Annotated in this window: 22 protein-coding genes; 7 read left to right on the top strand and 15 right to left on the bottom strand. The window is 63.8% G+C overall.

The window, feature by feature from the left end; genetic code table 11:
• Positions 1 to 34: 34 nt before the first annotated feature.
• Positions 35 to 637, bottom strand: a complete 603-nt coding sequence (locus N7568_RS14730) for a polysaccharide deacetylase family protein (RefSeq protein WP_261610538.1) — start codon at positions 635 to 637, stop codon at positions 35 to 37.
• A gap of 13 nt (positions 638 to 650) precedes the next feature.
• Here N7568_RS14730 and N7568_RS14725 point away from each other — a divergent pair, with 13 nt between their 5' ends.
• Entirely contained in the window at positions 651 to 959 is a 309-nt protein-coding gene (locus N7568_RS14725) for a hypothetical protein (protein ID WP_261610537.1), read from the top strand.
• 8 nt (positions 960 to 967) lie between these two features.
• Here N7568_RS14725 and N7568_RS14720 read toward each other — a convergent pair whose 3' ends face one another.
• Positions 968 to 1,393, bottom strand: a complete 426-nt coding sequence (locus N7568_RS14720; RefSeq protein ID WP_261610536.1) for a CoA-binding protein — start codon at positions 1,391 to 1,393, stop codon at positions 968 to 970.
• Positions 1,394 to 1,610: 217 nt separating this feature from the next.
• On the opposite strand from N7568_RS14720, the gene acs reads away from it, so the two are divergent.
• Genes acs through N7568_RS14700 form a run of 4 tightly spaced genes read left to right on the top strand, consistent with a single transcriptional unit; the run spans position 1,611 to position 6,770 of the window.
• Positions 1,611 to 3,725, top strand: a complete 2,115-nt coding sequence (acs, locus tag N7568_RS14715; protein ID WP_261610535.1) for an acetate--CoA ligase — start codon at positions 1,611 to 1,613, stop codon at positions 3,723 to 3,725.
• Positions 3,722 to 4,912 (top strand): dimethylsulfone monooxygenase SfnG, encoded by a 1,191-nt coding sequence (gene sfnG, locus N7568_RS14710; RefSeq protein ID WP_261610534.1) that lies wholly within the window; start codon positions 3,722 to 3,724, stop codon positions 4,910 to 4,912. Before acs ends, sfnG begins: the two co-directional genes overlap by 4 nt.
• The gene (locus N7568_RS14705; RefSeq protein ID WP_261610533.1) at positions 4,912 to 6,279 is read left to right on the top strand and encodes an O-acetylhomoserine aminocarboxypropyltransferase/cysteine synthase family protein; all 1,368 of its coding nucleotides are present in this window, start codon (positions 4,912 to 4,914) and stop codon (positions 6,277 to 6,279) included. The genes sfnG and N7568_RS14705 overlap by 1 nt, the downstream gene beginning before the upstream one ends.
• A complete protein-coding gene (locus N7568_RS14700; RefSeq protein WP_261610532.1) occupies positions 6,276 to 6,770 on the top strand; it encodes a CoA-binding protein in 495 nt (164 codons plus the stop codon). Before N7568_RS14705 ends, N7568_RS14700 begins: the two co-directional genes overlap by 4 nt.
• A gap of 17 nt (positions 6,771 to 6,787) precedes the next feature.
• Here N7568_RS14700 and N7568_RS14695 read toward each other — a convergent pair whose 3' ends face one another.
• The 7 genes from N7568_RS14695 to N7568_RS14665 form a co-directional block, all read right to left on the bottom strand.
• Positions 6,788 to 7,633, bottom strand: a complete 846-nt coding sequence (locus tag N7568_RS14695; protein ID WP_261610531.1) for a hypothetical protein — start codon at positions 7,631 to 7,633, stop codon at positions 6,788 to 6,790.
• Positions 7,630 to 8,184 (bottom strand): RNA polymerase sigma factor, encoded by a 555-nt coding sequence (locus N7568_RS14690; RefSeq protein ID WP_261610530.1) that lies wholly within the window; start codon positions 8,182 to 8,184, stop codon positions 7,630 to 7,632. The genes N7568_RS14695 and N7568_RS14690 overlap by 4 nt, the downstream gene beginning before the upstream one ends.
• A 374-nt stretch (positions 8,185 to 8,558) precedes the next feature.
• A complete protein-coding gene (locus N7568_RS14685; RefSeq protein WP_439898987.1) occupies positions 8,559 to 10,109 on the bottom strand; it encodes an HNH endonuclease in 1,551 nt (516 codons plus the stop codon).
• Between the two features lie 106 nt (positions 10,110 to 10,215).
• Positions 10,216 to 11,460 (bottom strand): alpha-L-fucosidase, encoded by a 1,245-nt coding sequence (locus tag N7568_RS14680; protein ID WP_261610528.1) that lies wholly within the window; start codon positions 11,458 to 11,460, stop codon positions 10,216 to 10,218.
• 8 nt (positions 11,461 to 11,468) lie between these two features.
• Positions 11,469 to 12,083: a TetR/AcrR family transcriptional regulator gene (locus N7568_RS14675; protein ID WP_261610527.1), complete on the bottom strand. Its 615-nt coding sequence runs from the start codon at positions 12,081 to 12,083 to the stop codon at positions 11,469 to 11,471.
• The gene (locus N7568_RS14670) at positions 12,080 to 13,126 is read right to left on the bottom strand and encodes a saccharopine dehydrogenase family protein (RefSeq protein ID WP_261610526.1); all 1,047 of its coding nucleotides are present in this window, start codon (positions 13,124 to 13,126) and stop codon (positions 12,080 to 12,082) included. The genes N7568_RS14675 and N7568_RS14670 overlap by 4 nt, the downstream gene beginning before the upstream one ends.
• A 50-nt stretch (positions 13,127 to 13,176) precedes the next feature.
• Positions 13,177 to 14,049, bottom strand: coding sequence for an NmrA family NAD(P)-binding protein (locus N7568_RS14665; protein WP_261610525.1), 873 nt, complete (start codon positions 14,047 to 14,049; stop codon positions 13,177 to 13,179).
• A 441-nt stretch (positions 14,050 to 14,490) separates the two neighbouring features.
• Here N7568_RS14665 and N7568_RS14660 point away from each other — a divergent pair, with 441 nt between their 5' ends.
• Entirely contained in the window at positions 14,491 to 15,627 is a 1,137-nt protein-coding gene (locus tag N7568_RS14660) for an AI-2E family transporter (RefSeq protein WP_261610524.1), read from the top strand.
• Positions 15,628 to 15,638: 11 nt separating this feature from the next.
• Here N7568_RS14660 and N7568_RS14655 read toward each other — a convergent pair whose 3' ends face one another.
• Complete coding sequence (locus tag N7568_RS14655) at positions 15,639 to 16,097, bottom strand: iron chaperone (RefSeq protein ID WP_261610523.1); 459 nt, start codon at positions 16,095 to 16,097, stop codon at positions 15,639 to 15,641.
• A gap of 173 nt (positions 16,098 to 16,270) precedes the next feature.
• Here N7568_RS14655 and N7568_RS14650 point away from each other — a divergent pair, with 173 nt between their 5' ends.
• The gene (locus N7568_RS14650; protein ID WP_261610522.1) at positions 16,271 to 16,948 is read left to right on the top strand and encodes a CalY family protein; all 678 of its coding nucleotides are present in this window, start codon (positions 16,271 to 16,273) and stop codon (positions 16,946 to 16,948) included.
• Positions 16,949 to 17,054: 106 nt separating this feature from the next.
• On the opposite strand, the gene N7568_RS14645 is transcribed toward N7568_RS14650, so the two are convergent.
• The 5 genes from N7568_RS14645 to N7568_RS14625 are packed head-to-tail and all read right to left on the bottom strand — an operon-like array spanning position 17,055 to position 21,733.
• On the bottom strand, positions 17,055 to 18,173 hold the full coding sequence (locus tag N7568_RS14645) for an NAD(P)/FAD-dependent oxidoreductase (protein WP_261610521.1): 1,119 nt from the start codon (positions 18,171 to 18,173) through the stop codon (positions 17,055 to 17,057).
• A gap of 49 nt (positions 18,174 to 18,222) precedes the next feature.
• On the bottom strand, positions 18,223 to 19,266 hold the full coding sequence (locus tag N7568_RS14640; protein ID WP_261610520.1) for a Gfo/Idh/MocA family protein: 1,044 nt from the start codon (positions 19,264 to 19,266) through the stop codon (positions 18,223 to 18,225).
• Positions 19,266 to 20,057 carry an amino acid ABC transporter ATP-binding protein gene (locus N7568_RS14635; protein WP_368736521.1) on the bottom strand — a complete coding sequence of 264 codons (792 nt, stop codon included), beginning with the start codon at positions 20,055 to 20,057 and terminating at the stop codon, positions 19,266 to 19,268. The genes N7568_RS14640 and N7568_RS14635 overlap by 1 nt, the downstream gene beginning before the upstream one ends.
• Complete coding sequence (locus N7568_RS14630) at positions 20,054 to 20,842, bottom strand: amino acid ABC transporter permease (protein WP_011773348.1); 789 nt, start codon at positions 20,840 to 20,842, stop codon at positions 20,054 to 20,056. The genes N7568_RS14635 and N7568_RS14630 overlap by 4 nt, the downstream gene beginning before the upstream one ends.
• A 33-nt stretch (positions 20,843 to 20,875) precedes the next feature.
• Entirely contained in the window at positions 20,876 to 21,733 is an 858-nt protein-coding gene (locus N7568_RS14625; protein ID WP_261610630.1) for an ABC transporter substrate-binding protein, read from the bottom strand.
• Positions 21,734 to 21,749 lie beyond the last annotated feature (16 nt).

Here is a 21,749-nt window from a genome sequence, read left to right as displayed (position 1 = left end):
GGGCACCACGCGGGAGGCCACGGCTAGGCCATGCCTACGCCACGCCCAGGAAGTCCTCCAGCAGCACCACTTCCAGCCCCGCAGCCAACTGGGCCGCGCGGAATGCAGCGAGGTCCGCGGCGAACTCGGCGCGGAAATGCATCAACACGATGTCACCCGGACGCAGGGAGTTGCCCACCTGGTAGTCCATCTTTCCAGCGTTTGCCTTGGCCTCCCACGTGACGATCGCCTTCATGCCTGCGTCTGACACAGCCTTGCGCATCACATTGGAGTAGGCGCCTCCCGGAGGCCTGAACAGCGTGGGACGACGGCCGTAGTGCTGGAACGCGTACTCCTGCATTCCCACCATGTCGTTGACCTGCTGCTGGTAACCCCACTGCCGGACCATATTGATGTTGTGCGTCACCGTGTGGTTCTCCACCAGGCTGCCTTGGGCTTTGAAGGCATTAAAGAAGGCGGGATGGTCGGCGATGGTGTCCTTGGTGAGGAAGAGTGATGCCGGGTAGTCGTACTCCGCCATCAGCCTGACCGATTCGGGCGTCTTGATGTTGCCGTCATCGATGGTCAGGAACACGATCGGATGCTTGGTCTCGATCTTGGTGATGACCGGAGCCAGGCCCCCAACGATCGGCGGCAACTGGTAGTCAGGGATGAACGTTTTCCGAATCCGCTTGGTGGCCGTAGGGGTCGGCGCCTGTGAAGCGGACGACGTCGGAATCTCGCCTCCGACAGCCAGCGCACCGTTCGGCCCCGGCACCTCCGTCGACCCGGCAGCGCCGCTGGGCGTCAGCGCCGGCGTCGAACTTTCCGCCGCAGTGCAAGCCGTTAAGCCGGCCACCACGGAAGCGCCAAGAATGCTGAAGGCGGCCCGTCTGCTGGGTGTGGAAAAGGGCACCGCAGAATGGCCGCCGAACATAGTTGTCCCCCAAGACTCAAGAAATGATTCAGCTGCAATCTAGCAGAGGAATCACAAGCCGTAGTGCCAGCCTTCGCGCGCCGGGCAGGAGTTCACAACAACGTCCAGTCCTGCGTCCTTGGCCCGCTGGGTGGCTTCGTCGTCGAACACGCCCAGCTGCAGCCAGACGGCCTTGGCACCGATCGCGATCGCCTGGTCAATGACTGCACCCACGCGTTGGGAGTTGACGAAGCAGTCGACGACGTCGATGGGGTGCTTGGCTTCGGGGATGTCCGCCAAAGTTTGGTAGCCCTTTTCGCCGTGCACATCCTCGCCTTTGAGGTTGATGGGAATGATTTCCATGCCCATGGTGTCCCGGACGTAAAGCGAGACGTCGTAGGCGGACCGCCACTGATTGGTGCTCAGGCCCACGATGGCCCATGTGCCCTTTGTTCGCATCAACCGCTCCACGACGGCCGGATCGTTGACATGCATCATGACCCAAGCCTACTCCTGCCCTTCACAGCACCCCTTTGCCGAATATTCTGCGGAAATTGCGAGCCATGCCGTCGCTATGGCGAATATTACGCATGGCGACAGTCGAATTTGGCCCCAAATGATCGAGCCGCTTTAGTGGAGAGCGACCATCCCAGCGAATCAAAGGGCGACCATCCCTTGTATCGCACTGCGCCAATTCCAGGCATGGAGATTTCGCATGACTTCTGCCGTACCCAAAATTTCACAATCCACTTCGGACGCGACGGCCTCTGAAGCAGGGCTGCTTGACGCGCCCGGTTCCCTTCACGGCTCATCGGGATGGTCCTCGGCTGAGCCCACGGACGGCGCAGTGCACGGCGCCGATTTCGGCGGGCGGGCGCGTCACAGCGGTTTCGATGAGGCCGGCTCCGCCGTTGGTTTCTGGGAAGAGCAAGCCCGGCGGCTGCATTGGGCAGCGCCTTGGCATACCGCGCACAGCTGGAAGCCTACGGATGTCGAAGCGGGCCGGGGCCCGGACATTGGATGGTTCGTCGGCGGCAAGCTGAACGTTGCGTACAACTGCGTGGACCGGCACGTGCTCGCCGGCAGGGGTGACAAGGTGGCCCTGTACTTTGAAGGCGAGCCCGGAGACCGCCGCACCATCACGTACGCGGAGCTGCAGCGCGAAGTCTCCAAAGCGGCCAACGCGCTGCTTGCGCTGGGCATCACCAAGGGCGATCGCGTAGTCATCTACCTTCCCGTGATCCCCGAAACCGTCATCATCACCCTTGCCGTGGCCCGCATAGGTGCAATCCACTCATTGGTGTTCGGTGGGTTCTCGGCCGAGGCGCTCCGCTTCCGGGTTGAGGACACCCAGGCCAAGCTGCTGGTCACCACGGACGGCCAGTTCCGGCGCGGCGCCGCGGTTCCAGTCAAGGACAACGCCGATGCAGCTGTCGCCGGCGACAATGCAATCGAGCACGTGCTGGTCATCAACCGCACCACTCCAGCGGAAGAGCTGCACACGGTCAGCATGAAGGAAGGCCGTGACGTCTGGTGGCACCACATCGTGGACACCGCCCCGGACGTTCACGAGCCCGCAGCCTTCGACGCGGAGACTCCCCTCTTCATCATGTACACCTCCGGGACTACGGGTAAGCCGAAGGGCCTGGTCCATACATCGGGCGGTTACCTTACACAGGCTTCGTGGAGCTTCGAGTACCTTTTCAGCAACCCCGACCCCGCACTGCGGGACAGCGACGTCCACTGGTGCACGGCTGACCTGGCGTGGGTCACGGCCCACACGTACGAGATCTACGGGCCGCTCTCCAACGGAGCGACCCAGGTGATCTTCGAGGGCACACCCAACACGCCGCACCCCGGCCGGCACTTCGAGATCATCGAACGGTACAAGGTCACCCAGTACTACACGGCGCCCACGCTGGTCCGGTCATTGATGGGCTGGTTCCCCGACGGCGTTCCGGACACGTACGATTTCTCCTCCATCCGGCTCTTGGGAACAGTGGGCGAAGCTGTAAACCCCGAGGCCTGGCGCTGGCTGCGCGACAACATCGGCGGTGGCACCGCTCCCGTGGTGGACACGTGGTGGCAGTCCGAAACCGGTGCCACCATCATGTCTCCGTCGCCCACGGACACCGAATTCAAGCCGGGCTGCGCCGCGCGGCCGTTGCCGGGGGTGAGCACGCGGGTGGTGGACGAGGCCGGTGTTCTTTCAGACCCCGGAGTCCAGGGCTTCATTGTGGTGGACCGTCCCGGTCCGGCCATCGCCCGGACCGTTTGGGGAAACCCGCGGCGCTACTTCGATTCGTATTGGAGCCAGTACCCGGAGCAGGGTTGGTTCCTTGCCGGCGACGGCGCCAAATACGATTCCGACGGCGACATCTGGATCCTGGGGCGCGTGGACGACACCCTCAACGTCTCAGGGCATTTGCTGTCCACCATCGAGATCGAGTCCGCTTTGGTCTCCCACCCGGACGTGGTGGAGGCCGGAGTCTGTCCCGTGGCCGATCCCACCACCGGGCACGCCGTCGTCGCATTCGTCGTCCTTCGCGGTGACACGGTAGGTGCCGCTAACGGCGGGGCAACCACGCAAGTCACCAACGACCTGCGCAACCACGTTGCCAAGGAGATCGGCCCCATCGCCAAGCCGCGCGACGTCGTCGTGGTTGCCGACGTACCCAAGACCCGCAGCGGCAAGATCATGCGCCGTTTGTTGACCCAGCTTTTTGAGGGTACCGCCCTGGGCGACACCACCTCACTCCAGAACGAACCGGCAATTGCCGGCATCCAGGACGTCCTGCGCGAGCGGGCCCTAGTAAAGGAAAATTCATGACCGAGATCAGCAACGTTGCCCGACTCTCCGAACCGCTCAAGTTTGCCTACTGGGTTCCCAACGTCTCCGGCGGCCTGGTGGTATCCACCATCGAGCAGCGCACCGGATGGGACTTCGACTACAACAAGAAGCTTGCCCGGATCGCCGAGAACTCAGGCTTCGAGTACGCCCTGACCCAGACCCGCTATGCCGCGTCCTATGGTGCGGACAAGCAGCACGAAGCCACGTCGTTCAGCCTCGCGCTCCTCGCGGCGACCGAGCGCCTCAAGGTCATCGCCGCCGTCCACCCCGGCATGTGGCACCCCGGTGTCCTGGCGAAATTCATCATCACCGCGGACCACATCTCCAACGGCCGTGCTGCCGTGAACATCGTCTCGGGCTGGCTCAAGAACGAGTTCACCAACTTCGGCCTCGAATGGCTGGAACACGATGAGCGCTACGTCCGCACCGAGGAATTCATCAGGGTACTCCGCGGCCTGTGGACCGAGCAGGGCTACAACCAGGACGGCAAGTACTACAACATCACCGACTTCACCCTGAACCCAGCGCCTGTTGCCGTTCCCGGCCGCGCGCACCCGGAGGTCTTCTTCGGCGGAAACTCGACGGCGGCACAAGCCACCGCTGGCCGCGTCGCCGATTGGTACTTCTCCAACGGCAAGGACCTGGAGGGCTTCAAGGAAAACATCGCTGGCGTTGTTGCGGCGTCCGGCGAGACGAAGCGCGGCACCGACGGAGCACTGTCTTTGCCGAAGTTTGGCCTCAACGGCTTCGTCATTGCCCGCGACACTGAGAAGGAAGCACGCGACACCCTCCGCGAAATCGTGGAAAAGGCACACAAGCCGGCGGTCCAGGGCTTCCGCGACGCTGTGCAGGAAGCCGGCGCCTCCACCAAGGACGGCAAGGGCATGTGGGCCGACTCCACCTTCGAGGACCTGGTGCAGTACAACGACGGCTTCAAGACCCAGCTCATCGGGTCACCGGAACAGATCGCCGAGCGGATCGTGGAGTACAAGAAGATCGGCGTGAACCTGTTCCTCACCGGATACCTGCACTTCCAGGAGGAGGTCGCAGCGTTCGGCCAGGACATCCTGCCGATCGTCCGTGAACTCGAGGCCGACCTGGCCCGCAAGAACGGTACCGAACTGGACCTCTCCTCCACACCCGTGGCCGAGCAGGTGGCTGTCTGATGGCTGACCGCACTTTCGGCTTCCGCACCCGCGCCCTGCACGCAGGCGGCACGCCCGACGCCGAGCACGGCGCCCGCGCGGTGCCGATCTACCAGACCACGTCCTTCGTCTTCAAGGACACCAACGACGCCGCGAACCTCTTCGCCCTGCAAAAGTACGGCAACATCTACTCGCGTATCGGCAACCCCACGGTCGCTGCGTTCGAGGAGCGCATCGCGTCCCTCGAAGGTGGCATCGGGGCGGTAGCAACGTCGTCGGGCATGGCCGCCGAGTTCATCACCTTCGCCGCGCTGACACAGTCCGGCGACCACATCGTCGCGGCGTCGCAGCTGTATGGCGGCACCGTCACCCAGTTGGACGTCTCGCTGCGCCGCTTCGGCGTGGACACCACCTTCGTGCCCGGAACCGACCCGGCGGATTACGCCGCGGCCATTCAGGAGAACACCAAAGCCCTGTTCGTCGAGGTTGTTGCCAACCCGTCGTCGGAAGTCCAGGACCTTGCGGGGCTGGCTAAGGTAGCGCACGACGCCGGTATCCCCCTGGTGGTCGACGCCACCTTGAGCACGCCTTACCTCGTGCGGCCGTTCGAGCACGGTGCCGACATCGTGATCCACTCGGCCACCAAATTCATCGGCGGCCACGGCACCACCCTGGGCGGTGTCATCGTGGAAAGCGGGCGCTTCAATTGGGGCAACGGCAAGTTCCCCATGATGACCGAGCCCGTGCCGTCGTACGGCAACGTCTCCTGGTGGGGCAACTTTGGTGAATACGGATTCCTCACCAAGCTGCGTTGCGAGCACCTTCGCGACATCGGCCCGGCGCTTTCACCCCTTTCCGCGTTCCAGCTGCTCCAGGGTGTTGAGACACTCCCCCAGCGCCTGGATGAGCATCTGAAAAACGCACAGGCAGTGGCGGAATGGCTCGATGCCGATCCCCGCGTGGCTTACGTGAACTACTCCGGCTTACCGTCCCACCCGCACTTTGACCGTGCCCGGAAATACCTGCCCAAGGGGCCGGGCTCGGTGTTCTCGTTCGGCGTGGCCGGTGGTCGTGCGGCCGGTCAGAAGTTCATCGAATCGCTGCAGATCGCATCCCACCTGGCCAACGTTGGCGACGCACGCACGCTGGTAATCCACCCCGGTTCCACCACGCACCAGCAGCTCAGTGCCGAACAGCTCGAGTCCGCCGGCGTCCCTGAGGACCTGGTCCGCATTTCCGTTGGCCTGGAAGACCTTGAGGACATCCTCTGGGACCTGGACCAAGCGCTGACAGCGGCCCAGACTGTTGCATCTGATGAAGAAGCAGTTGAAGCCTGCGCGGTGGGAATCCCGGCGGCAGGCACTCAAGCCGTAGGAGCGAAAGCATGAGCACCGCTGAACGTACCTGGGAGGGCCCTTCTGCTCCTGAGCGCCTGGCACTCCTGCGCCAGGCCAAGTCCATCGCGATAGTTGGGGCCTCGGACAAGCCGTCGCGTGCCAGCTACTTCGTGGCTACGTACCTGCAGTCGTCCACCCGTTACAAGATCTACTTCGTGAACCCGGTGGTCAAGGAAATCCTGGGCCAGCCAACGTACGCGTCCCTGGCGGATCTGCCCGAATCCCCGGACATCGTTGACGTCTTCCGCAAGCACGACGACCTTCCCGGAGTCCTGGACGAAGCCGTAGCTGCCGGCGCCAAGACACTGTGGCTGCAACTCGGCTCCTGGCATGAAGACGTTGCCCGCGACGCCGAGACCGCTGGACTCAACGTGGTCATGGACCGCTGTGTGAAGATCGAGCACGCCCGCTTCCACGGTGGCCTCCATTTGGCTGGCTTCGATACCGGGGTTATCTCTTCGAAGCGCCAGGTTCTGGCGTAGCCAGCCCCCAAACACGACTAGCGGTGACCGCGTTTCATCCACTGCTTCCACTTGTCCATCGCAGTCTGGAACTGCTCTTCTGCGCGCTTGTCGGACAACGACGGAAGCTGCGGGCCTTGTTTGCTGCCCTGGGCCCCGGGCTTGTCTGACTGCCCCGCACCGGGTTTTGATGCTTCAGGCCAGACTGCTTCCTGGCCCCGCGGCTTGACCTGACTCGGCTTCGCCTGCGCGTTGTGGGCCGGGTTTGGCTTGGACCCGTTCGGGACGGCGGGGGTGGGTACGGTGGCTTCCGGGACAGCGACCGCTGCCGGCGGCTGTGCCACGTCCGCGGCCGGCGCCTTTGCCGCCGTTGGTGCCTGGACGGGATCTTCGACAGGCGTGGCCTGGGTGGGCACTGTGCCTGCGACGGGAATCGACGGCACTTCCGCGGCCGGTGGAACAGCAGCCGGATCCGCGACGGGCGCAGCTTCCGTGGTGATCCGCGGCGCGTCGGGAGACGGCAGTACAGGCGCCGCAACCTCTGGCTGGGGCTGGAGATTGCCGAGGAGTTCATTAATGAAGGACGGGCTCCGGGTGAAGCCCGAGCTCGCGGCGGCGACACCGCTCACGCCGAGTCCCATCGCGGCAACTACGGCAATGCTGACCACAGCGGTCCGATGCTTGTGCCGCCAACGACGCTTGGACAGTTCATCGTGCGGTCCGGCGATCATGGCAGCGAGCTCCGCGCTGGGGGCAGGAGCCGACAGATTGGCAAAGGTACCCAGCGAAAGCAGCGCTTGCCTGACATCCGAAGAGTCAGCCAGATCGGCGTCGAGCAGCAACTCGTCAACCATCGCTTCGCGGTCTGTATCCCTGTATGTCATGACGACACGTATTCCTTTACTGCCGAATGCTCACGGAGCGTAATAAGAGCCCGGCGCTGCAACTGCTTTACTGCGCCGGCGGTTTTCCCCATGATGTCGGCTACCTGTTCAACCGTCAGGCCGGCCACGATGCGGAGGTTCAGGACCTCACGTTGGTCGTCGCCCAGGTAATCCAGGAGTGCTGCCACCTCATTCGGCGCCAGCCTGGTCAACGCTTCGGCCTCCGCAGAGCTCGATTCGCGCGTATCCCGCTCGGGCTCGAACTCGTGGTGTATTGGAGCCCGGCTTTGCTTCCGGTGCTCATCCACCATCCGTGCATGGGCCACCGAGAAGATGAATGTCCGCAGGCCGTTAACACCGCCGCTGAGGTCATCCAGCCGCGGCAAGACCGCGAGGAACACATCCTGCGTACTTGCTTCAGGATCGGGCACGCCTTTGGCCGTCAGGTAGCCGAGAACCTGGCCCGCGTAGGACTGGTAGACGGCGCTGAACAGTTCCGCGTTATTGCCCTTGAGCGCGTGAAGCGCTTCGTCGGTCAATGCGTCGGTCACAGTTATGGGACTTTCGATCGGCGGCAGGTCCGTGGCTTTGTAGCCAGGTCACCCGCCTTTGCACGACGGAGGACTTCACCAAGGGTATCTGCTCTGCCGGGCCATCCTCACGGAGGACCCGCTTGTCCGAGGAAAATCTGATCAGGCAAATTGATCCGGACAAGGAAGAGCCGAGCTGGAACATGATGGGGGACAAATTCCAGCTCGGCCCTTTCACAGACGTAATCGTCGGGGTACGCCAAAGGGTTACGCGGGGTACGAACTTTTTTTGAAAACTTGTCCAGGCACTTTTTGAAGACTTGTCCAGGCACGTCAGCAAGCCCCCTGACGCGCGCCGCTGCGTGCACGGGCTGGGCTCGCTCAGGGTCCAATGCTCATGTTCTGGAGGGACGATGCCCGGGCAGTGGCGGCGCTTGCGAGCGGTAGCTGTGCCCGGTGGGGGTGCGGATTTCAAGGGCGTGTCTTTCCCCGGGCATGGTGTTGGCGCTCCAGCCCGGGTTCTCTTTGGTGAGGTTGCAGGCTTCGCAGAGACCGGCCCCGTTGCTCACGGTGGTTGTTCCGCCGGCGCGCCAGGGCACGATGTGGTCGATGTGCCTGATGGGCGCGTCGCAGTACGGTGTGCGGCAGGTGTCATCACGGGTTTCGATGAAGCGTCTGAGCCGCGGCGGAAAGAGCCTCGCTTTGGAGTCCATAGTCAGGAGATCTCCCGTGGCGGGTGCAGTGTAGAGCCGGCGAAGCCAGATCTGGAACTCAGGATCCCGCGGAGGACCGGAGTCGCTGCCAGCCGAGGGATCCTGCCCCGCTGGAATCTCCCTGCCTGCACCGCCTGCAACGTCGGCATGGCCGGCATGGCCGGCACCGCCTGCACCGCCTGCACCGCCTGCACCGACCAGTTTCCGGGCCCACCCTGCTGGGACGATTCCGTAGCTCTTCACGCGGGCTGGTTCGCTGTCGGCCTGGAAGAGGGTTCGGTCGGTCATCACGAGATCCAGATTGATCCCTGAGATCCCGCCCGGCGTACCGGTGACCCGCTCGACGAGGGTGTCGGCCATGACCTGGCCTCGGTTCCGGGGATCACCGGCCGAACGGGCAGAATCAGCCCCACGCGTGAGCGCGGCATAGACCGCGACCCCTTGCGCGACCGGCAGCAGCGCGGTCAGGTACGTCATGGTGTCCGGCGCCGGACGAAGACTCACGGTCCGCTCGGACGCAGCGTGACTGGCACGCTTCACCACCGACCGCGGATCGCGCCGGTACGCAGCCGCCTTCGCTGCGGCAATGATCGCTTGATCTCCGGCGCCGTCGAAGGTTCCGGTGTCCGGGGCGAGCTCCTCATCCACCGCACACCTGTCCTCCACAGACAAGCACGCCGTTTCCCTGACCAGCAGCGTCGCCCGCCACTCATTCAACTGGCCCGTGTTCAACGCGGCCAAGGTTCGTGGCATCTCCATGACCAGGGCTTTGGCCATCCCCAGGAGTCGGGAGCCACGATTCGGGGACTCCCGCCGAGCCAACGCCACCTGCGCCCCAACACCCTTACCCCGTTCGGACACGGGCACGCCGGCCTCTGCCTGCTCTTGCCGTTGGGTCAGATCCAACGCCACGGCAATTCTTGCCTGCAAGGCAACGATGGCTGACTTCATCTCCTCCAACGCCCGCAACTGATTGATCAGATCGCCGCTGACGGTGCCGGACTCAACAGCTCTTGGCTGCAGAGAGGAACTGGAGTGCCATGATGAGCCGGACAGCACAGCACCGAGCCGGACACGGCCTGGACGAACGGAATCGTCACCGACAGGAACCGCCAGTCCATCATCACCGCCAGTAACGGCCGGCGTCAGGCTATCGGAGCGGGCAGGAAGCAGCGCAGGAATGGGCGCGCCCGACGCCACCACACCCGCTCGCCTGTCCCGAATCTGCTCCATGTCCATACTCTTGCAGGAGGCACCGACAAAATAAGGACCTGGCCCGGAAACATCGCCCGGTGGCTGGGCAGCTGGCATTGCCGACCTGCCCGGGACCCTGCAGACGTTAGTCCGGCGCGTCCGTGGGAGCTTCGTAGCCTTCGGGAATCACAGGCACGGCAGCATCGAGGGCCCCGGTGTAGACGCGCGCCGATGCCAGGCGCCCGCCTTCACCGCTCAGTTTCACGTGCAACCTTTCTGCAGTGACAACAGGCAGTTGGTGGATGCGTCGGTTGCCCACCGTCTTTCCCTCAACAAGCTTTGAATCATCCCCGGAAACAACGTGGTGCGTGATCCGCTGGCCTGACTTCAAGTCCTCCACGAGCTCCAGGTGATTGAACGTCACCGCCCCCGGGAAGCTGAGGGTCGCACCGCCGTCGTGATGTTCCACGGTGGCCTCGACCGCCCCGGAGAGGCGACGGTCCAGTTCTGCCTTCCACGCCTGGAGCCTCACGACGTCCTGGTCCGGAATCAGCCCGCGGGTATCAGGAGGCAGGTTCAGAAGAAGGTTCGCGCCCATTCCCACCGATTGGTAGTAGATCGCGAGCAGGTGCCCCGTGGATTTCGGCTCGTCGTCCGGATGCCAGAACCAGCCACGACGGATGGAAACATCGCACTCCGGCGGCAGGTAGTGCCCGGCTCCGAGCCCCGAACTGGAGTCCGTGTATTGGGTATCCGATGTGCGGTCCACCACGTAATTGACGGGATCCTCGGCAAGGCCGTTCTCGTTGCCCACCCAGCGGATGGTCGGCTGGCCCATGTTGAAGATCATGGCCTCAGGCTGGTGTTCCTTAACTACCGCAATGATCCTGTCCCAGTCGTACTCCCGGCCCACCGAACCCGCGCCGTCGAACCACAGCTCCATGAGCGGACCGTAACCCGTGCAGAGCTCGGTGAGTTGCTGCACGTAAAAGTCGTCGTAAGCCGCGGGGTTACTGTAACAATCGGCGTTCCGGTCCCACGGTGACAGGTAAAGACCCAGGCCTATCCCCTGTTCTGCACAAGCCTCCGCGACCTCGCGGACCACGTCGCCCTTCCCGTCCCGCCACGGCGAGGAAGCGACGGAGTAGTCAGTGGTGTCCGTGGGCCACAGGCAGAAGCCGTCGTGGTGCTTGGCTGTGAGGACCAAGTACCTCGCACCCGCCTCCTTGGCCACGCGAACCCAACTTCCGGCGTCGAGCTCTGAGGGGTTGAAGGTGGAGGCCGGGATGGTGCCGTCGCTCCATTCCTTACCGGCGAAGGTGTTGATGCCGAAGTGGATGAACGCGCCGAATTCCAACTGTTGCCACCGAAGTTGGGCGGGGGTAGGCATCACCTGAGTCACCGAGAAGCTTCCTGTCCGTGGATCAACCACTGTGCCGTGTGAATGATGGAGTGATCGCCGGTTTTGGTTCGCAGGCCGGCAATGTCCGATCGCGTGACCGCTGCGCCCTCGAAGAGGCTCACTATCGCGGCAGCAACACCGGCGAGTTCATCTTCCGGGAGATCGGGCCTGCCGCGCCGGACGACGCCTTGCACGTGCCCGGCGTAGTCCGAATAGAACTCTCTCAAGGCGCTGGCCGCTTGCTCGTCCGAAGCAGCCAGCGCCCAGATCTCAAGGTGCATCTTGACGTCCGCCAGCTCCGAATGTTCGTGCAGCAGCGCAGTCAGCAGACGGCGCGAATCGTCCCGGGTCATTCCGCCCGCTGCCCCCGGAGCGAGGTCCAGTCCAGCCACCTCGGTGAGTCGACGAAGCGAGCGCTCGAGTGTCCGTTCAAGGACGGCGCGGATGAGGTCGGCCCGGGTTGGGAAGTAGTGCTGCAGGTGCCCGATCCGCACCCCGGCGGCAGCGGCAAAATCCCGCATTGCGGCGTTTGCGTTGCCCTTGGTGACCAGCACATCCTCCGCAGCGTCAAGGAGCGCCGCCTTCCGCAGGGCGCCCTTGCTTTCGGTCATGACCTCAATATTGTCACACCGTATGATTCGAGTTTCGCGAGCGCTGAACCCAACGACGCAGTTGATTCGGGGAAGGAAACACCAGGGCGGGCGCCGGGACCGAGGACATTGTGCAGCCCCAGCATCCCGCCCATTGCGGTCAGATGCGCCTGGCCATGGGGATCCGAAATGACAGCCGTCCTCGTTCCGCCAGGCCCCTTCACATCCACTCGGATGTGCGCGGTTCCGCCCGACCCGGGTGAGTACAAGAGGGAACGCCGCAGCGGCGCCCACCGCTCTCCACTGCCCCAGCGGAACAGTCCCACCGTCCTCGCGGCGAGCAACGCCGTCGTGGATGCATGTGAACTGAACCCAATGCGGGTGGCAACCGAGCGGGCCCCAATGGTGAGTGGCAAGGTGAACTGCTCGGGGGTATCCAGCCGGGCCACCTTGGTGCGGTGGCCGGCGATGTCCACCCAGCGGGTATCGGTCAGCGGACGTACGACGGCGGCCTTACCGCCTTTGCGTACTTCGAAGTCCAGTCCCAGCCGGTCGATAAAGTCGACAGAGTCGGCGCCGGCCTGGTCGTTGGTGTCATAGCGGATGGCGACGTCGATCTGGTCAGCGCCTCCCACTTCTTCGGCCAATGCCGCGGCCACGATGTTGGTGACTCCTCCCATCCAGCCGGAGCTCAGCAGCACAGGAGCTTCCGGCTGCATGAGGGTGGCCAGTGTGATCGCCCTGGTGACGCGGCTGGTCCAGCGGGTGAGATCAACATACGGAATACCTGCCCGAACGGCTGCACGGAGGACCCTGTCCTCAGGGTCGTTCACCGTGCTGACAACCGCCCGGACCTTGGCTTCGAACGGTTCCGGCTGGTTGAGGTCCCATTTCTGCACGGTCACGTTCTCGCTGGCCAGGTGACCACCGCGGGCCGGGTTCCTCCCCGTGAGGAGCAGGGGCCATTCCTTCGCAGCGAGTCTGGTGAGTGCCGTGCCAACAGTGCCATATCCGCCGACAATCAGCACGGGACCAGTGGGGTCGAGTTCAAGGTAATCGTTCATGACATTGATTCTAGGTCATTTGACCTAAAATCAGATCATCGACAACAGTCTCATCCCAGCAGCGGCCGAAACTCGCCATAGGCCCACGCCGCCAACGACGACGGCGTGGTGCTGCGAACCGACCGCTGTTGCTCCGGCTCGAAACCGTCGAGGAACCCGGTGGACATGCCGACGAGCGAATCCACACCAGCCGCGCTCATGCCCAATCCCCGCATGGCGCTTCGCATGTCCTCCTCTGGAATACGTTCAACGTCAAGCGGACGTCCGATGGCTTCCGAAACAATCCCGGCAACCTGCCGCCACGTCAGGTCAGCCGGTCCGTGAACCGCCTGGACCTGCCGCCCACTCCACTCCTTCGAAAGCAAGCGTCCGGCTGCCACTTCGGCGATGTCCCGGGGCGACACCCAGGGCATGGGCTTGTCGACGGGAATCAGGACTTGGAGCATTCCTGCCCGAATCGCGTCCAGCTGGTATTCGAGGTTGGTGAAGAAGTAGCCACAGCGCAGATGAAGGACGTCCGCACCAGCATGGTCCAGTGCGACTTCGGTGGCAGCAAGTCCGTCAATTTCGCCCACCCCATGCCGCTTCTCAGCCCCCACACTGCTCTGGAAAACCACCCGGCCAACGCCACCCTCAGTAACTGCGCGCGCGGCACTGGCGGCGGCCAGGCCGTACTCGGCCAGGGGGTCGTCCCCAGCAGGGGGTGGATCCACCCAGTAGAGAGAGTCGACGCCGGATACTGCCTCGACAACGGCGTCGCCGTCGAGCAGGTCGGTCACGGCAACATCAACCTCGGCCCGAATGTCCGAGGCCAACCCGGCCGGGTCCCGGCTGAGGACCAGCGGCCTCACCCCCGCCCGAATCAAAATCGAGACAAGATGACGGCCCACATGGCCCGTCGGCGCTGCTACCGCTATTCGCATTGCGTGCCTCCCCAGTTTGCTGCGTTTGCCTACCACGGTAGTCACCATTGCGGTCTGATTCAGTCCGCAATGGTGCAGTCCTGTAGATAGGGGCCGCGCGGGAGTAGGCTGCAGTTATCTGCCGAAGCGCCACCCCGGAGTACGCAAAGGAGACATGATGACACTTCCCCCAACTCATGAGCCCGAGCCATTTCCCCCGGATCCCGGACCGGTGCCGCCACCGCCGGACCCCACCACACCGTTTCCACCCAGCCCCATCCCGGACCCGAATCCCACCCCGGGCCCATCGCCGGCTCCCGACCCAGGGCCCGTTCCACCACACCCCGACCCGACCCACTAGCCGGACCGATCCGGCTCGGGGCGTCTCTACATAGCGGAAATAGTCAGTAGGCTTATGTTTGATCACGTCGGTGAACCGATGCGAACGAACAGGAGCTCACCATGACGGCACCCGAGGAAACGGTCCCCGTTTCCATACGCAAACCCTCCAAGCCCGATCTTTGGAAAGACTCAATGGGCCGGACGGCCGTCCGGGCCACCCAGATACTGCTGATTCTGACCCTTGTAGTCGTAGCGATTTTCGGGCTGCTTCAAGTCCGGCTGCTCGTCATCCCGGTGCTCATCGCCTTGATCCTGGCAGCGGCTATCGCACCGTTCGTCAACATGCTGAGACGCCGTGGATGGCGCGGCGGTCTCGCTACGGGCGTGGCCTTCCTGGGCTTATTGATAGTGCTCGGCGGAGTCATCACGCTCATCGTCTTCTCGGTTCGAAGCCAATGGGACGAACTGATCAGCCAAGCAGCCGGAGGACTGGACGAGCTTGAGAACTTCCTGCTGACCGGACCGTTTCCCATAGACCGGGAGCAACTGAACCAGGCACGGGAAGCCGTGGTGGAGTTCGCGCAGAGCAGCCAGGTACGCTCCGGGGCAGTGACCGGCTTGTCGGTGGTCACGGAGTTTCTGGCCGGCGCCAGCTTGGTAGTAGTCATCCTCTTTTTCTTCCTCAAGGATGGCGCCAAAATCTGGGAGTTCTTCCTCCGGCCCTTCAAAGGCGTCCGGGAAGCCAAGCTGCGCCGTGTAGGCAAGCGCACGCTTGAGGTCCTCGGCGGCTACGTCCGGGGCACGGCGATCGTCGCGTTGGTGGACACGGTGGCCATCGGCGCCGTCCTGCTCATCCTGCAGGTTCCCCTGGCCATCCCTTTGGCCATCATTGTGTTCATCGGCGCATTCGTCCCCTTGGTGGGTGCCACCGTGGCCGGAATTCTGGCCGCCTTGGTGGCACTTGTGGCAAACGGCCCCATCGTGGCATTGATAGTGGTCATTGCCGTGATCGCGGTCAACCAGCTCGAAGGTGACTTCCTCCAGCCGGTAGTGATGGGCAAGTCCTTGGAGCTCCACGCACTGGTCATCCTCATGGCCTTGACGGCAGGCACCATCCTTGCCGGCATCATAGGTGCTGTCCTGGCGGTGCCCATCGCGGCGGTCACATGGGCCATCATTCAGGTCTGGACTGCCGAAGACCCGGACTTGGAACCCATGAATCCGGATCTTCCACCTGCCAACAGCCATCCGGCCTAGAGGCGCCTACTTTATGCCAGCGCCCTCTTGATGAGCTCGACGATCCTGGCTTCTACGGCCGGGGTGATTTCCTTGAGGGCGAAGGACGTTGGCCACATGGGACCGTCGTCGAGCTTGGCGTTCTCTTCGAAGCCGAGCGTGGCGTAGCGCGCCTTGAACTTGTGTGAGCTTTGGAAGAAGACGATGTTCTTTCCGTCTTTGGCGTAGGCCGGCATGCCGTACCAGGTCTTTGGCGTGAGCTCCGGGGCGTGCTCTTTGACGATGGCATGGAGGCGTTCGGCCATGGTTTTGTCTGCTTCAGGCATCTCGGCGATCTTGGCTAAGACGTCAGCCTCGCCGTCAGCCTTGGATGCCTTCTTGCGCGGCGCCTTCTTCAGTTCCTGCGCGCGCTCCTTCATCGCGGCGCGTTCTTCAACAGTGAAGCCGTCGTAGGACTTCTCTTTGGTAGCCGTCTTTTCGCTGTCCGTCATGGCATTCCCTCTTCCCTTGGTCCTTTGATTGACACCACTAACGCTAGGCCTTGGAGACGCCGGCAGCTTCTTCAATACTGCTCGGTTGGTGGTGCAAAAGTCTTGAGGTTTTCCTGAGGAAGTGCTGCGGGTTTGCAGGATTGGTTCTTGATCCGGGCCCGGCACAGTAGTTCTTGTCAGCCACGCAGGCCGGCAAGAACCGGCCGGCCGATCACGGTGGCCACACGAAAGGACACCTGATCCCCATGGCCATCACCCTGAAGTCCACCTCCGGCAAGATCCTCGCCTCCGTCGCACTGGTCGGCACCGCAGCCGCCGTCGCCGGCATGGGCACCTACGGCGCGTTCACCTCCTCCACCTCCGCCTCCCAGGCAGTCACCGCAGGGACCGTCACCATCGCCCTGGGCACCGGAGCGGCCAACACGCTCAACGTCCCGGTCGCAGGACTGCTGCCCGGCGACAAGGTCGAAAAGCTCGTCACCCTGGCCAACACCGGCAACTCGGACCTGAACAACGTCACCCTCACCACCTCCGCCGGCGCCACAGGTTCCCTGCTCACCACCGACACCACGCACGGGCTGCAGCTGACCATCGAAAACTGCTCCGTCGCCTGGACCGGCACCGCCGCCCCCTACACCTGCGCCGGCACCAAAACCACCGTCCTGGCCAACGGCCCCGTCATCGCAGCGAACAAGGCCCTGAACAACCTGACCTCCCTGACCTCGACCAAAACCGACAACCTCAAAGTCACCACCGCGCTGCCCGCCACCGCGAACAACGACTTCCAAGGCGCCACCTCCACCCTCGCCTTCTCCTTCACCGGCACCCAACGCACCGAAACCACCAAGTAGCACCCAGTAACCACCAAGAACTCCAAGGGCCCCGACACGCTAAAGCAGATGGCGTATCGGGGCCCTTGGCTTGGTGATGCGGAAGGACGATGTTGATGAGGAGTGGCTAGGAGAACCGGCCCGGGCGGAACGTCGCCAGCATCGGGTGCTTGGCTCCCGTGAGGATCTCGCCGGAGAGCAGCTCTCCCGCGATGAGGCCCAGGGTGGCGCCCGAATGGGTGAAGGCCACGAAGCAGCCCGGTACCTGGCCGAGTTCACCAAACACGGGTTCGCCGTCGCCGGGGATGGGCTTGTAGCCGATCTTCCAGGACGCCGGCTTGAGTTCGGGGTTGCCTGCGATCAGCTTGGACGCCTCGTCGGCAAGCTCTTGAACGACGTCGTCGGGGATGGTGAAGGAACCGTCGGCGTGCTCGGTGATGTGCTCTTCATACCAGTCGTGATCCAGGGCGAAGGTATTCCCCGGGTTAGGGCGCACAGCTGCCCGCGGGGTATTCATCACCGCGGTGACGTCGTGTTCCACCGGCTTGGTGACCACCAGCATGGAGACCGGCGAACCGTTCGGGATGTCCACGCCCAAAGGCTTCACGACGGCGGGTGTCGCCGCCCCGCAGGCGACGAGGACGGCATCTGCCGGGTAAGTCCCACCGGCAGCAGTTTCGACGCCGGTGGCCCTGCCGCCGTCGACCATCACCGACGCTTTGCCGGCGTTGAGGACGAGGTGGCCACCCAACCCGTGGAATTCCTCCATCAGAAAGTTCACCAGGTCCGGCAGGCTGACCCAGCCCTCGCCGGGATTGAAGATAGCCTTCTCAGGCACGGCGCCGGAGTCGATCCCGGGCGTAACTGCTGCGATCTCGTCAGGAGCCAGCAGCTTGGAGTCGTACCCAATGGACTGCTCGTAGGCGTGCCGGGCTTCGGTGACATCACCCTGCCCGGCCGTGTTCCACATGAGGCCACCACCGAACTGCAGCCACTCGCGGCTGGGATCGGCGGCGAAGAGTGTGCGGTACCGGTCAACGCCGGCCACCCGCAGCTGGTGATAAGGGGTGGAGCGTTCTCCCGCGGAGTTGAGCCAGGACAAAGAGCGGCCAGTTGCTTCGCTCGCCAGGCCCTGCTCGGTCAACAAGGTGACTGAGGCGCCTTGGCGGAGCAGGTGGACAGCCGTGGAGACGCCCAGGATGCCGCCGCCGATGACGGCGACGCGCTTGGCAGTGGTGGAGGACATGCGTGATCTCTCTTTCGGGTTCAGAATGTTGACGCGCTGGTGAAGCTGCCTACGCGAAGGCGTGGATGTTCTCGATGATCCTGAGGGTTTCCAGGGCATCGGATGGCTGTACGGGCAGTGGCCCGTGGCCCCGAAGTGCGGCTGCAAGTTCCCTGTAGAACTGCGGGTAGTCGCCCTTTTCCGCTGGGAGGGGCGTGGATGAACCGTCAACTCCCAGAAGCCCCCAGGATTCCCGGGGCTCCACGCCGTAGGCAGAGTCCGACGGCGTGATGCCGGCCGCGAGCGCGGGTTCCTGGCTGTCCAGTCCCCACTTGGTGTACCCGGCTTTTGATCCGAGAACATGGAATCGTGGGCCAACGCGGGCTGCAATGCCGTTCATCCACAGCCGCGACCGAACGCCGGACCCGTGGCGCAGCGAGACGAAGGCCTCGGTATCGGCAGCGTCCGGGTGGTTGCCGTGGTTCGCGGTCTCGCCGTAGCTCTCCTCCACAGGTCCAAACAGCTGGATGGCTTGGTCGATCAGGTGGGCGCCGAGATCGTGGAGGATTCCACCGCCTTCGACCAGCGTGGCCGCATCGCGCCAGTTCCCGAAGCCTTCCGGCCGCCACCATTCAAAACGCGACTCAAAGGTCCGCACCTCGCCCAAGGCACCCTCCCGCAGCAGCTTCCGCAACGTCAGGAAGTCGGCGTCCCACCGGCGGTTCTGGAAGACCGTGAGCTGCACACCGGCGTCGGACGCGCGGGCGGCCAGCTCCTCACCGTGGGCGACCGTGGTGACGAACGGCTTGTCCACCACCACGTTGAGGCCGTGGGCGATGGCCGTGGCACCCAGCTCGAGGTGAGTCAGCGGCGGGGTTCCCAGGACCACCAGGTCCAGCTCGCCGGCCAGGCTGAACAGTACCTCCGGCGTCGGGACAATGCGGGCCCGCGGGTACAGCCGCGCTGCTTCCGCGGCACGTTCCGGGTCCGCCGTCACGATGACGTCCAGCGAGTAGTCCGGGTCCGCCGCGACGAGCGGCGCGTGGAAGACCTTGCCGGAGACACCAAACCCGACGACGGCGGTCCGCATGGGTGCCGCTTTTGCCTCCCCCATCACAGGACTTCCGAAAGGAAGCGTTGCAGGCGTTCGCTGCGGGGGTTGTCGAAGAGTTCGGAGGGCGTGCCGATCTCCACCACTTCACCTTCGTCCATGAACACCACTTGGTCCGCCACCTTGCGGGCGAAGCCCATCTCGTGGGTGACCACCAGCATGGTCATGCCGCGGCGGCCGAGGCCGGCCATGAGGTTCAGGACACCCTTGACGAGTTCCGGGTCCAGGGCGCTGGTGGCTTCGTCGAAGAGCATGACTTCGGGCTCCATGGCGAGAGCCCTGGCAATGGCGACGCGCTGTTGCTGGCCGCCGGAGAGGTCGCGGGGCCTGTGGTCTGCGCGTTCGGCGAGGCCGACTTCGGCAAGGCGGCGCTGGGCGCGTTCCCGGGCTTCAGCCTTGGACATTCCCTTGACGCTCCACAGGGCGAGCGCCACGTTTTCCAGGGCGGTGTGGTCCGGGAAGAGGTTGAAATGCTGGAACACCATGCCGATGCGGGCCCGGAGGATGTCCGGTTTCACCTTAAGGGCGCTCTCCCCCGCCAGGAGCACGTCACCGCTCTTGGGTTCGTGCAGGCGGTTGACTCCGCGCAAGAGCGTGGACTTGCCCGACCCGGACGGGCCGATGATGCAGGTGGTGGTTCCCGGGGCCACGTTGAGGCTGACGTTGCGGAGCACTTCAACGTCCCCGTAGGCCATGGTCAGGTTCTGCAATTCCAGGCTGGACCCATGGAACTTCTCAATGTCCTGGGTGGGCTGGTTGGTGCTGGTTGCGCTGCTGCTGCTTGTGAGGTTCACGTGTTGCTCCCGGTGATGAGCGGCGAGGCCGCATCGAGTTCCTTGACTTCCTTCAGCCCGCTGGTGGGTGCGGTGGGACGGCGGCGACCGGTGCGGAACTTGTTGTCGAAGTAGTTGACCAGGTGGGTCAGGGGAACGGTGATGATCAGGTAGAAGATGCCGGCCATGACCAGCGGTGAGAGGTTGCCGGACAGTACTGCCGCGTCCTGGCCCACCCGGAACAGTTCACGCTCGCTGACCAGCAGCCCAAGGAAGTAGACCAGCGATGAATCCTTGACGATGGCGATGAACTGGTTGACCAGGGCGGGCAGGACCCGGCGAATTCCTTGCGGCACCACCACAAGGGCCATGGACTTGGAGTAGCTCATCCCCAGGGCGCGGCAGGCCTCCCCTTGGCCCTTATCGACGCTCTGGATGCCGGCCCGGAAGATTTCTCCGATGTACGCGCTGGCGATGAGGCTCAGGGCGATGATGCCCAGCGGGTAAGGAGAGGGACCGAAGACCGATTGGCTCAACCGCGCAAAACCCTGACCGATCAGCAGGATGGTGAGGATGGCAGGCAGGCCGCGGAAGAGGTCCGTGTAGATCCGTGCCGGGATGCGCAGCCACTTGGACCGCGAGATACCCATAACCGCCACCACCATGCCCATCACTACGCCGAGGATGGTTGCTGCGATGGAGATGATCAGGGTGTTGAGAAGGCCAACTCCGAGGAGCTGGGGCAGTACTTCGACCATGGCGTCAAAGTCGAAGAACGTGCGGCTGATGGTATTGAGCCAATCCATTGAATGCTCTCAGACGTTAGTTGTTTGGGCGTGCTATTTGCTGGCTGTCGGGGCCGGGCTGGAGGTCTGCTCGGCCTTCGGGAGGTACTGCTCCGGCATCGGCGAGCCCGGGAACCACTTCTCGTAGAGCTTCTTCCAGGTACCGTCCTCCATGGCTTCGGCGAGGCCCTTGTTCAGGGCTTCCTTGAAGGCGGGCTTGTCCTTGGCGATGGCGAAGCCGGCGGGGGCGTCAAAAGACGGGATATCCGCGGCGCTCACCAGTCCGAACTGCTCCTGGTATTCCTTGGCTGCCTCGTAGTCCAGGAAGTGGGCGTCCACGGCACCGCTGTTGACGGCTGAGATTGCGGTGTTGTTGTCCGGGAAGCGAACAAGCTGCGCTGAGGTGAAGTTCTTCACTGCATAGGCCTCCTGCAAGGTGCCTTGGACCACGCCCAGGCGCTTGCCGTTGAGGGCATCGGCGTCGTTGATGCCTGAGGTCCTGGTGGTAATGACCGTCAGGTACCCGGCGAGGTAGCCGTCGGAGAAGTCCACGGTTTCCTTGCGCTTGTCCGTGATGCCGATCGCTGCCACACCGACGTCGAATTGACCATTTGCAACGGCTGCGAGCAGTCCGGAGAAGTCCTGTCCGGTGAAGACAACTTTGTCCACTCCGGCGCGGTGGGCAACGTCCTTGAAGAGTTCCACGTCGAAGCCGGTGAAGTTACCCGAGCTGTCCGTGAAGGTGTAGGGCTTGGAGTCGCCCAAGCTGGCGACACGGATGGTGCCGGACTCGATCAGGCCGTAGGGGTTATCGGCGGATGGGGAGGAGCTGGCGGAAGATCCACCGCAGCCGGAGAGGGCGAGGACGGCCGCCAAAGCTGCTGCTGCGAGCGCTGCCGGGCGGAAGTTCATTTTGATCACAGCGTTG

The organism is Paenarthrobacter aurescens (assembly GCF_025421775.1).
Lineage (GTDB): Bacteria > Actinomycetota > Actinomycetes > Actinomycetales > Micrococcaceae > Arthrobacter > Arthrobacter aurescens_B.
Note: the sequence above shows the minus strand (reverse complement) of the source record. Positions and strands in the feature narration are given on the sequence as shown.